The following is a 12,366-nucleotide window of genomic DNA, read 5'->3' as shown; positions in this document are numbered from 1 at the left end:
CTATCTCCTAAATTTTTTGCACTTCAACCAGATTGGTATGAGAAGGATTCCCTTTTGCCAGTGGAGAAGGCCGTTGTGTCGTCAACACATTAATACACCCGCCCTTATCGATACGCTGTGCGTCAGGGGAATACCATGCGCCTTCACTCAATGCGACGACACCGGGGATAATCCGTGGTGTCACTTTGGCTTCAATATCGACCTGTCCTCGATCATTCCAGATACGAACCTTGTCGCCACTTGCGATGCCACGCGGAGTAGCATCGACGGGGTTAATCCACATCTCCTGCGGACAGGCGGCTTTCAGTAACTCAACATTTCCATAAGTGGAATGCGTGCGGGCTTTATAATGAAAACCACTCAGTTGAAGAGGATATTTGTCGGCCAGCGGATCGCCATAACTTTCGAAACCCACATTGTAAACGGGCAACGGATCAATCACGTCCCCCGGTGATAACGTCCAGGTAGCCGCTATCTTCGCCAGTGCCGATGAGTAAATCTCGATTTTTCCTGATGGCGTCGTCAGTGGATGCGCCTGTGGATCTTCGCGGAACGCTTTATAAGCGACAAAGTGTCCTTCGGGATCACGCTCCTTGTAGAGACCTTGCTGGCGGAAAGTGTCAAAATCAGGCAATTTAGGCATAAGCGCCTGAGACTGTTGATGCAAATAGCGCATCCACTGTTCCTGTGTGCGTCCTTCCGTGAATGGCTGCTCCACACCCAACCGTTTTGACAGTCCGGTCATCATGTCATACACCGTACGGCATTCAAATCTTGGCTTGATGACCTGATCAGCAAAGATCACATAAGCCATGTTGCCGCAGGAGGCATCCAGACAAAAATCCATCTGTTCGGAAGCCGTGCAATCCGGTAGCAAGATATCCGCATATTTCGCTGACGCCGTCATGTGATTATCAATCACTACAACCATCTCGCATTTGCTGTCATCTTGCAGAATATTATGTGTCTGGTTAATCTGAGAGTGCTGGTTTATCAGACAGTTACTAGCATAGTTCCAGATGAATTTGATCGGCACATCCAGCTTGTCTTTACCACGCACACCATCTTTTAGCGCCGTCATTTCTGGCCCGCGCTCAATGGCATCAGTCCACATGAACATGGAAATACTGGTTTTTACCGGATTGGTTAATGTCGGCATACGGACAAATGCCGTTTCATAGGAACTTTCTCGCGCACCACTATTACCGCCGTGGATACCCACATTGCCGGTAAGAATAGGGAGCATGGCGATCGCCCGTGAAGTCAACTCGCCATTCGAGCGTCGTTGCGGCCCCCACCCCTGCGAGATAAACGCCGGTTTGGTACTACCGATCTCCCGGGCCAATTTAATGATATTTCCAGCGGGAATACCGGTGATAGCCGAAGCCCATTGTGGTGTTTTAGCGATACCATCCGGCCCCTGCCCTAGAATATAGGCCTTGTAGTGGCCGTTAGCCGGTGCTCCGGCTGGCAGCGTTTTTTCGTCATAGCCAACACAGTATTTATCCAGAAAAGCCTGATCCACCAGATTTTCGTTAATCAGTACATGTGCCATACCCGCCACCAGCGCGGCATCAGTACCCGGACGAATGGGGATCCATTCATCTTCCCGACCAGCGCCAGTATCCGTGTAACGGGGATCAATAATAATCATTTTGGCGTTGGATTTCTGGCGTGCTTGTTCCAGATAGTAGGTTACTCCACCACCACTCATTCGGGTTTCAGACGGATTATTGCCGAACAGCACCACCAGTTTACTGTTTTCAATATCGGATGGACTGTTACCGGGAGCCCAACCGCCATAGGTATAGTTCAAGCCAGCCGTAATCTGCGCTGTACTGTAATCACCGTATTGATTGAGGTAACCGCCATAACAGTTCATCAAGCGGGCAATCAGCGTTTTTCCTGGTGGCCATGAACGCGTCATGGTGCCGCCCAGCGTGCCGGTACCATAATTCAGGTATACCGCTTCATTACCGTACTTTCCGACAATACTCTTCAGACTGGCGGCGATGATATCCAGAGCTTCATCCCAGCTAATTCGTTCAAACTTACCCTCTCCGCGCTTGCCTACACGCTTCATCGGGTATTTCAGTCGATCGGGATTATAGACACGACGGCGCATCGAACGCCCTCGCAAGCAGGCTCGTACCTGATGGAAACCGTCATAGATATCCTTACCAGTGTTATCCGTTTCGACGTAACGAATCTCGCCATCAACCACATGCATACGCAGCGGGCAACGGCTACCACAGTTTACGGTACAGGCGCTCCAGATGACTTTTTCCGCTGGTGCTACAGGAATTGTCTGCCCGGCGATGGCCTTGCTGACGAAAGGTAACGACAAACTACTGGCCGCCGCAGCGACGCCGCAAAGCGCACCGCTTTTTACCAGTGCACGTCGACTGACAGGCTGCATGAGCAAACGGGAATTTTTGGCATTGTTCATAGGCTAAACCCACTTTTCGTTAAAGGGGAGCAGGGCGTCAGAACGAAAAACGCTCCGGCTGGCAACATTTATGAAATTACTTCTTAATCAAAATGTTGTCACTAAAGCCAGTTTAGGCTTACAGATGATATGGGTATTGATAACTATCAACAAAAAAATAGTTAGCATGACAAGTAAATGGAAATGGGATCTGCAACGCAAAAAATCGCCACCGAGCGTAAACATGACCGGAATTCACGCTCGGCGACACCCTATATTTTTTCTATTTGAACAAGATTGGTATGTTGAGGATTCCCTTTCGCCAACGGAGAAGGCCGGAGTGTCGTCAGTGTGTTGATGCAACCGCCATGATCAATACGATCACCGCTCATCTCCGCCTGATGCCAGGAGCCTTGTGGCATGGCAGTCACCCCGGGGATAATCCGTGGTGTTACTTTCGCCGGCAGACGCACCTCGCCCCGACCATTAAACACTCGCACTTCATCACCGTTGGTGATACCACGAGATGACGCATCAACAGGGTTAATCCAAATTTCCTGTGGGCAGGCTGATTGCAATACCGCAATGTTGGCGTAACTGGAGTGTGTTCTGGCTTTGTAGTGAAAGCCCGTCATTTGTAACGGGTACTGTTTACGTAATGGATCATTCCAGCCTTCAAACGTAGAGGCATAGATCGGCAACGGACTAATCACTTCATCGGGTTTCAGTTCCCAATTCGCGGCCACACTTGCCAGTGCTGACGAATAAATTTCAATCTTTCCCGATGGGGTTTTCAACGGATGTGCTATCGGGTCGTCACGGAAATCCTGATAGGCGACATAGTGCCCGGCAGGGTCTTTTCGCTTGTATATTCCCTGCTCACGCAGTTCCTCAAAGGTGGGCAACATGGGATCTTTTACCTGGGTTTTCTCATACAGATATTCCAGCCATTGTCGTTGTGTTCGCCCTTCGGTAAATTTCTGATAGACATCCGGCCCCAGCCGTCGCGCGACTTCACTCATGATTTCATAAATGGGCTTACGCTCATATTTGGGTGTCGTGGCTGGCTGGATGAAGATCAGATAACCCATGTTCCCGGCATAATCATTAGGAATAATGTCTTCCTGCTCAATGGTCATCAGATCCGGCAGCAGAATATCGGCATATTTGGCCGATGAGGTCATGAAATTTTCAATCACCACAATCTTTTCGCACAGATTTTCATCTTGCAGAATCTGGTGAGTGCGATTGATTTGTGAATGCTGATTCACCAGACAGTTACCGGCATAGTTCCAGATAAATTTGATCGGCACATCCAGCCTGGACTTACCGCGCACGCCATCTCTCAGCGCCGTCATTTCCGCTCCGCGGGCAATCGCATCCGTCCAGGTAAAACAGGATATTTTGGTTTTGACCGGGTTAGTCAGCACCGGCATTTTTTCAATATTAACCACATAAGTCGATTCCCGCGCACCACTGTTGCCGCCATGAATCCCTACATTTCCGGTAAGAATCGGTAACATGGCTATCGCCCGCGACGTTAGTTCGCCATTGGCCTGACGCTGTGGTCCCCAACCCTGACAAATATAGGCGGGTTTGGTACTGCCAATCTCACGCGCCAGATGAATAATACGGCTTTGTGGAATGCCGGTGATAGCCGCAGCCCAGGCTGGCGTTTTAGCCGTACCATCTTCTCCCTGCCCCAGGATATAGGCTTTGTAGTGACCATTGACGGGCGCATCAGCCGGCAGTGTTTTTTCGTCATAACCAACACAGTATTTATCCAAAAAGGCCTGATCCACCAGATTCTCGGTAATCAACACATATGCCATACCGGCCACCAGTGCGGCATCGGTTCCTGGTCGGATGGGGATCCATTCGTCCTCTCGTCCGGCGGCGGTATCGGTATAACGGGGATCAATCACAATCATGCGGGCATTGGAACGTGCACGCGCCTGCTCCAGATAATAGGTAATACCGCCACCGCTCATACGGGTTTCAGCAGGATTATTGCCAAACATCACCACCAGTTTGCTGTTTTCGATATCGGATGTGCTATTACCCATATTACTGCCGTAGGTATACGGCATGGCACAAGCAATCTGCGCGGTACTGTATGTGCCATATTGTCCCAATGAACCGCCATAGCAGTTCATCAACCGAGTCACCAGTGATGCAGAAGGTGATGAGCGCGTGATATTCCCGCCGACGATCCCCGAACTGTAATTAATATAGACGGCTTCGTTGCCGTATTTTTTGACCACCTGTTTCAGGCTGTCCGCAATCTCATCTAACGCTTCCTGCCAACTGATACGCTGGAACTTGCCTTCTCCACGCTTACCGATCCGCTTCATCGGGTACTTCAACCGATCCGGATGGTTAATACGCTGACGGATAGAACGTCCGCGCAGACAGGCGCGTATCTGATGGTTACCGTAGTGATCGTCGCCGGTATTGTCAGTCTCTACCCAGAGAATCTCATTATCCCGTACATGAAAACGTAATGCACAGCGGCTACCGCAGTTGACAGAACACGCTCCCCACACCAGTTTCTCTGGTGCGTTTTCACCCATTACGGTAGGGGCATTATTGGCAAACACCTGACGATAAGGCAGCATAATCTGTCCAATCGCGGCGGATAACCCAGTCAACGCCGCGGTTTTGACAAACGTTCGTCTTTTGATTTTTTGCTGCAACAGACCATTCATATTTTCCATTGGCACAACAGGCTCCTCTAACCAGACAGAAACAGTTCAGCGCGCTTGATGACTTATCAGGCTTGCAGGAATAACGTGGGTACCCTTCTGTTTGCCCGCACCTGAATATTTTCAGGCCGTTTGTATAAAATTCTTTTCTATTTGTAAGAATTATCCCGTTACTGATCCGTTTTATTGTCTAACATCAACAAAATAATAATGAGCAGACTTTGTTTTTGATAAGCCGGACAGAGAGCATGCCAGGCGAGCAGAAATGGCGGTGCGAGTAAAACAACCCGTGGCATCCATAAAAAAAGCGCCCCGATGGGCGCTTTTCTAGCTGACTGAGTGCAATCGGGATTAGCCGATAAACGCCAGACCGTTCATATACGGACGCAAAACTTCTGGTACGGCAATACGACCATCGGCTTGCTGGTAATTTTCCAGCACGGCCACCAACGCGCGACCAACCGCCAGACCAGAACCATTCAGCGTATGGACCAGCCGTGTTTTCTTATCGCTTTTGCTACGGCAACGCGTCTGCATCCGCCGCGCCTGAAAATCCCCACAATTAGAACAGGAAGAGATTTCACGATACGTGTTCTGCGCGGGCAACCACACTTCCAGATCGTAGGTTTTGCAAGAACCGAATCCCATGTCGCCAGTGCAAAGCAGAACTTTGCGGTACGGCAGATTCAGCAGTTGTAATACCTTTTCTGCATGACCGGTCAGTTCTTCCAACGCCTGCATGGAATCTTCCGGACGAACAATCTGCACCATTTCCACTTTGTCGAACTGATGCACACGGATCAAGCCACGGGTATCTCGGCCATATGAACCGGCTTCAGAACGGAAACACGGTGTATGGGCGGTCATTTTGATCGGCAATGAGGCTTCTTCCAGAATCTCGTCACGAACCAAGTTGGTCAATGGCACTTCCGCTGTCGGGATCAGTGCATAATTACTGGTTTCCGCTTCTTCATCCAGCGGCTTGGTATGGAACAAATCTTCACTGAATTTAGGTAATTGCCCGGTACCATACAGCGTGGCCTGGTTGACCAGATACGGGACATAAGTTTCCTGATAGCCATGCTGGCTGGTATGCAGATCCAGCATGAACTGAGCCAGCGCACGGTGCAGATGCGCAATTTGCCCTTTCATTACCGAGAAACGCGCGCCGGTCAGTTTTACCCCGTCGGCCATGCTCAAGCCGCCACACAGTTCGCCCAGATCAACATGGTCGCGTACCGGAAAATCAAATTTACGGGGTTCACCCCAGCGACGGATTTCCTGATTTTCTGATTCATCTTTGCCCAGCGGGACACAATCGTCGGGTAGATTGGGGATCGTCAACGCCAGATCACGGATAGCATTTTGCAGTTGTTCCAGCTCGACCTTGGCGGCATCCAGTTTTTCACCCAACTCGTTAACGTCGCGGCGTAGTGGTTCAATATCTTCACCGCGGGCCTTGGCCGCACCAATCTCTTTCGATCGGGAGTTACGTTCTGCCTGCAAACTTTCTGTTTCGACTTGTAGAGTCTTGCGACGTTCTTCCTGTTTGCGCAGTGTATCTACATCCAGTTTAAAGCTTCTGCGAGCCAGTAGTTTTTCGGCAACTGCGTCTAGCTCATTACGCAGTAAATTGGGATCGAGCATGCTAGTCCTGTGCTTGTGATTATTAATGAATTATTGATGTTACACGCTACCTTACGAAGCATCGTGCAGCAGAAAGTATCGGGAATAACCTTACCGCAACGTCTACACTAGCGGTAGCGTTTTGTCGGGCTATTTTGATCCTGAGCAGCAAGCCAGGCTAGCTTTTCACCAATCTTGGCTTCCAACCCCCGGGAAGTGGGCTGATAGTAGTGTGTTTCCGCCATTTCAGGCGGGAAATAGCGTTCACCCGCAGCATAAGCGTTAGGTTCATCATGGGCATAGCGGTACTCCGCTCCCAGTCCCATTTCCTTCATCAGTTTGGTCGGTGCATTGCGCAAATGTTCCGGCACATCATAATCCGGTTTTTCCCGTGCATCATGCAGCGCAGCCTTAAAAGCAGTGTAAACCGCGTTACTCTTCGGCGCACACGCCAGATAAACAATTGCCTGCGCAATGGCGCGTTCGCCTTCTGCGGGGCCGACGCGGGTAAAACAATCCCAGGCGGAGATAGCGACCTGCATCGCACGCGGATCCGCATTTCCCACATCTTCAGACGCAATCGCCAGCAGACGACGCGCGACATAGAGCGGGTCACCACCGGCGGTAATAATGCGGGCATACCAATACAGCGCCGCATCTGGCGCAGAACCACGGACAGATTTATGCAGCGCCGAGATCAAATCGTAATAGCGGTCGCCCTTGTTATCAAACCGGGCACTGCGTTCACCAGAAATCGACTGCAACAATTCGGCCGTGAGCACACGTTGTCCCGTGGCATTCACTTCAGCCATATCCGCCATCATTTCCAGGCTGTTCAATGCCCGGCGCGCGTCACCATTCACCAGTTCAGCCAGCATCCGGCGAGTATCGTCCGGCAAGACGATATCCTGCCCACCCAATCCCCGATCACGATCCTGCATGGCCTGATCGATAACCTGACCAATATCTTCTGCCGTTAAGGCTTTCAGCAAATAAACGCGGGCACGGGACAACAAAGCGGAATTCAGTTCAAAGGAGGGATTTTCAGTGGTGGCGCCAATAAAAGTGATGGTGCCATCTTCAATATGCGGCAGAAACGCATCCTGCTGACTTTTGTTGAAACGATGGACTTCATCCACAAACAGGATGGTCCGTCGCCCTGCATCGCGGTTCTGGCGGGCGCGTTCAATAGCTTCCCGAATCTCCTTAATGCCCGACGTCACCGCCGAGATACGTTCCACATCCGCATTGCCATAACGACCAATCAACTCAGCCAGTGTGGTTTTCCCGGTTCCGGGCGGCCCCCACAAGATCATGGAGTGCAGTTGCCCCGCTTCAATTGCCCGTGGCAACGGCTTACCCGGCCCCAGTAAATGCTGTTGCCCGATATACTGCGCCAATGTCACTGGCCGCATACGCGCCGCCAGTGGCTGGAACGCCTGATCGGAAAAATCGAGTGACAGAGTACTCACTGGCACCTCACTGACGTTGATCGTCCACCGCAACACCTTTAGGCGGTGTGAAAGTAAACTTCGCCGCGTTTATCGCCCCATTTTGCTGGTTCTTCAACGTAAAGGTACTGCGCTGACCATCACGCTCGGTAGCAATAAACTGCTTGATCGTACCCGTGTCTGTCACATTGATAGCAAACTGCTTCAGATTGCCACCAGCTGACTTGGGTGTTAACTCAAAATCATCGCCTTTCCGGGTGACATTATATTTACCCCAGTCGCCAGCATTATTGCGGGTAATCAGCATAAACGGCGTATTGCCAGTGGCATCTTTCAGCCAGGTAGCCGTAACTTGTTCGACAAATGGATTATAAAACCATAGGGTTTTCCCATCAGACACGAGTACACTTTTATCAGGAGAAGTGGTTTCCCAGTTAAACAAATTGGGACGCTTCACCCACAGCTCACCTTCTCCCTCTTGTACTGCCGCGCCATCACCGGTAGTCACTCTCTGGGTAAAACTGGCGTGAAAACTGTTCACCTTGCTCAAACGATGTTGCAAATCACTGGCGGCATCGGCATACACAGCCGTGGACAGCATGCCTGACAATAAACACCCCGCCATTAACCAATTTCTTATCATACTCAATCCTTTAACTATTCTGACCGGTTCAGCGGCCTCATCTAACCGGACGCTGTTTCTCTGTGCGCTACTGTAGCGCAGCTGTGCAGGACACAATAGGTGAATTCTCCGCTATTTACCGTGTTTACGCTTCTTTGCACAATATCTGTCTCGAACTATACCCATGAGCACAGAAATGGACCACACATGCTGATTATTCCATCGGCGGTGGCGCCAACACTTCACGGTTTCCGTTATGTCCAGGGCTGCTGACTATTCCCTGCGCTTCCATCTGTTCGACAATACGGGCTGCACGGTTATAACCGATACGGAACTGACGCTGTACACCAGAGATAGAGGCGCGGCGTTTTTCCACCACAAACGCAACAGCCTGATCGAACAACTGATCCAACTCTTCATCACTGTCAAATCCCAGACTGCCACCTTCGCCATCGTCTCCGCCTTTGACAACACTGTCGATGTATTCTGGTCGTCCCCGTGCTTTCCAATCCTGCACTACCGCGTGAACTTCCTGATCACGGACAAAAGCGCCGTGAACACGCACCGGAATCGAGGAATTGGGGGCCATATACAGCATGTCGCCCATTCCCAGCAGCGACTCGGCACCGCTCTGATCCAGAATGGTCCGAGAGTCGATTTTGCTCGATACGGTAAAGGCGATACGTGTTGGGATATTGGCCTTAATCAGACCGGTAATAACATCCACAGAAGGGCGCTGGGTGGCCAGTACCAAATGAATACCCGCCGCACGAGCCTTCTGCGCCAGCCGGGCAATAAGCTCTTCAACTTTTTTCCCAACCGCCATCATCAGATCAGCGAACTCATCCACCATCACCACGATATACGGTAGTTTCTCCAGTATCGGCGGTTGCATATCCATACTGTCTCCCGGCTTCCAGAATGGATCAGGAATCGGGCGTCCCATCGAATCAGCCTGCATTACCCGCTCGTTATAACCACTGAGGTTACGTACCCCAAGGGCAGACATCAGCTTATAACGACGCTCCATTTCGCCAACGCACCAACGCAACGCATTGGCCGCATCTTTCATGTCTGTAACGACTTCGGTGAGCAGATGCGGGATCCCCTCATACACTGAAAGCTCCAGCATTTTCGGGTCGATCATGATAAAGCGGACATCCTCAGGCTTCGCTTTATATAGCATGCTGATGATCATCGCGTTTACCCCGACCGATTTACCCGAGCCCGTGGTACCAGCCACCAGCAGATGCGGCATTTTGGCCAGATCAGCCACCACCGGTTGGCCGGCAATATCTTTCCCCAGCACCACCGCCAACGGTGACGTATTGTCACGAAAACGGTCACAATCCAGCACTTCGCGCAGAAATACGGTCTGCCGGTGTTTATTCGGTAATTCCAACCCCACATAGGGTTTGCCGGGGATAACTTCCACAATACGCACCGCGACTACGGACAGAGAGCGTGCCAAATCCTTTGACAGATTCGAGATGCGCGCCGCTTTCACCCCTGGGGCCAAATCCAGCTCGAAACGGGTAATAACCGGCCCTGGATGGTACCCGACCACCGTCGCTTTAACCCGGTAATCAGCCAATCGGGCTTCTATCAACCGAGCAGTTTGCTCCAGTGCGAATTCATCGACCGGATCGTCATTAACCGAAGGCGGCGTCAATAGATCAAGAGACGGTAACGGTGTCGTGGGTTTTTGTAACGGCTGATCGTTACGTATCAGGAACGGGTGAATCAAGCTATCCATCACCGACGTCGCCGAGGTCTCTGTTTCGTCATCGTCTATCGGCGGATATTCAACCGGCGACGTCCCGGCCGGATCAAACGTCGGTGGTGGCGTGACAAACGACGGTTCACGATGGGCAGGGGAAGATAACGCATCGTCCTGCGACGGCAGGGTAAACAGAGGTCCGTTCGGTCCGTCATCCATCAGATCGGCCAGTGGAGAAATGGCGAACAGGCTTTTCGGCACTGGCGGTTCATGCGCGGCCGGGAGAATAGACGAATCATCATGACACTCCGGAGTCAGATCCGGTCCATAACGCATCTGCTGTCGGGTTGCAAAATCTCGCGCTAACTGGGCCTGTAACAGTGCTTCTTCATCGCCTTCATGCCCAGGATAAGCGTCGTCGCCATAACGTTGACGCTGCTGTTCCACATAAGCCTCGCGTAACGCAGCGTCCTGCAATACCTCATCATGCTCACCCGGTTCAGATTCTGATGTTTTTACCGTATATGTCATCGGTGATGTAGTCAGTACACCATCGACTTCCTGCGATTGAGCCGCTTCACGGGCCTGTTGCTCCGCCAGCCGCTGGGAAGGTAGTTTTATTCCGTAGGAAGCCAGCTCACGCCGGGTAGGGATTCGTACCGGATTAGGACGTGGCAATTCTGGTCCCATGCCACGTTTCACCTGCGAATGTATAGCGTCATCGGCACCAAAAATCGGCATAAAGGTAGTATCCCTACCGTAATCCGGTGTACGGCTGGCTTGCGCGCCAATCGTCGGCTGTGCCGGTTCAACAGAGTGTGGATGCGCCGCCGCAGGCTCTGGCATCTCGAAGGAATACAGCGGTGGCAATGGTGGCTGGATTTCCTCCGCTTCTTGAGATGCCTGCACATCCGCTAACGTGGAGGAAGGAGACGATATTACGTCAGTTTCCGCCGCCACGTCTGGTACGTCAGAGGCTTCCGCTTGCACTGAAGTTCCCTGCGACAGAATCGCCGGCGCCAGGAGCAGCACATCATTATCATCTTCCGATGTCACTGATTCCATCTTGTCAGTATCGGAAACAGGATCAATAACCTTCAGCTCATCATCGTACAGATCATCATCGACACGGTGACGACGGGAGAAAAACGACAAACTGGCCATTACCGCCGCACCGATTTTCTCTGCAATAGTCAACCATGACCATCCGGTAAATAGTGTGAGTCCGGCAGCCCACACACACAACAGGATCACGGTAGACCCAATACTGTTAAAGTGCGGGATCATGGAACTACTGAGCAGACTGCCCAGCACACCACCGGAAGCGAAGTAGTAAAGGTCATCTGTATTTAACGCCGCCAATCCACAAGAAGTCAGGATCAGCGCCAGAGTCCCGATCAAACGTAGTGAAAAGGTAAAATAATCGATGGTGTAACGTTGATCTCGCTGACGGTAAATCACCCAACACAGGGACACCATCACCGGTGGAATGGCATAAGCCAGTACCCCGAAAACGAAAAACAGCGTATCGGCTAACCAGGCACCAACGCCCCCCCCAAGATTGTGGATCGGTTCATGCCATGCAGTTTGTGACCAACTGGGGTCGGAAGGGCTGAAACTCAGCAGCGCTATCGCCAGATAAATGGCAAACAGCACCACAACGATAAGTATCGCTTCCAGTACACGTCGTCCAGCACTGAGTTTTTTCAGTGTGACGTCTTTATCTTCTGTATATTCCTGGCTCAAGCGTCTCTCCAGGGTCCTGTAAATGTTTTATGACAAAGCGCCGAGGATTTCCCGGCGCCATGACTGTA

General features: G+C 51.4%; 6 protein-coding genes. All 6 read right to left on the bottom strand.

Annotation, left to right across the window (positions count from 1 at the left end; all coding sequences use genetic code 11):
* Positions 1–7: 7 nt before the first annotated feature.
* Entirely contained in the window at positions 8–2,449 is a 2,442-nt protein-coding gene (locus tag PCO85_09135; GenBank protein ID WJV55530.1) for a molybdopterin-dependent oxidoreductase, read from the bottom strand.
* A gap of 251 nt (positions 2,450–2,700) precedes the next feature.
* Positions 2,701–5,136, bottom strand: coding sequence for a DmsA/YnfE/YnfF family dimethyl sulfoxide reductase (locus tag PCO85_09130; protein WJV56042.1), 2,436 nt, complete (start codon positions 5,134–5,136; stop codon positions 2,701–2,703).
* Between the two features lie 348 nt (positions 5,137–5,484).
* The gene (gene serS / locus PCO85_09125; GenBank protein WJV55529.1) at positions 5,485–6,780 is read right to left on the bottom strand and encodes a serine--tRNA ligase; all 1,296 of its coding nucleotides are present in this window, start codon (positions 6,778–6,780) and stop codon (positions 5,485–5,487) included.
* Positions 6,781–6,887: 107 nt separating this feature from the next.
* The gene (locus PCO85_09120) at positions 6,888–8,231 is read right to left on the bottom strand and encodes a replication-associated recombination protein A (protein WJV55528.1); all 1,344 of its coding nucleotides are present in this window, start codon (positions 8,229–8,231) and stop codon (positions 6,888–6,890) included.
* 7 nt (positions 8,232–8,238) lie between these two features.
* Complete coding sequence (gene lolA, locus PCO85_09115; protein ID WJV56041.1) at positions 8,239–8,850, bottom strand: outer membrane lipoprotein chaperone LolA; 612 nt, start codon at positions 8,848–8,850, stop codon at positions 8,239–8,241.
* 196 nt (positions 8,851–9,046) lie between these two features.
* The gene (locus tag PCO85_09110; GenBank protein ID WJV55527.1) at positions 9,047–12,298 is read right to left on the bottom strand and encodes a DNA translocase FtsK 4TM domain-containing protein; all 3,252 of its coding nucleotides are present in this window, start codon (positions 12,296–12,298) and stop codon (positions 9,047–9,049) included.
* Positions 12,299–12,366 lie beyond the last annotated feature (68 nt).

Source organism: Prodigiosinella aquatilis, from assembly GCA_030388725.1.
Taxonomy (GTDB): Bacteria; Pseudomonadota; Gammaproteobacteria; order Enterobacterales; family Enterobacteriaceae; genus Prodigiosinella; species Prodigiosinella aquatilis.
Note: the sequence above shows the minus strand (reverse complement) of the source record. Positions and strands in the feature narration are given on the sequence as shown.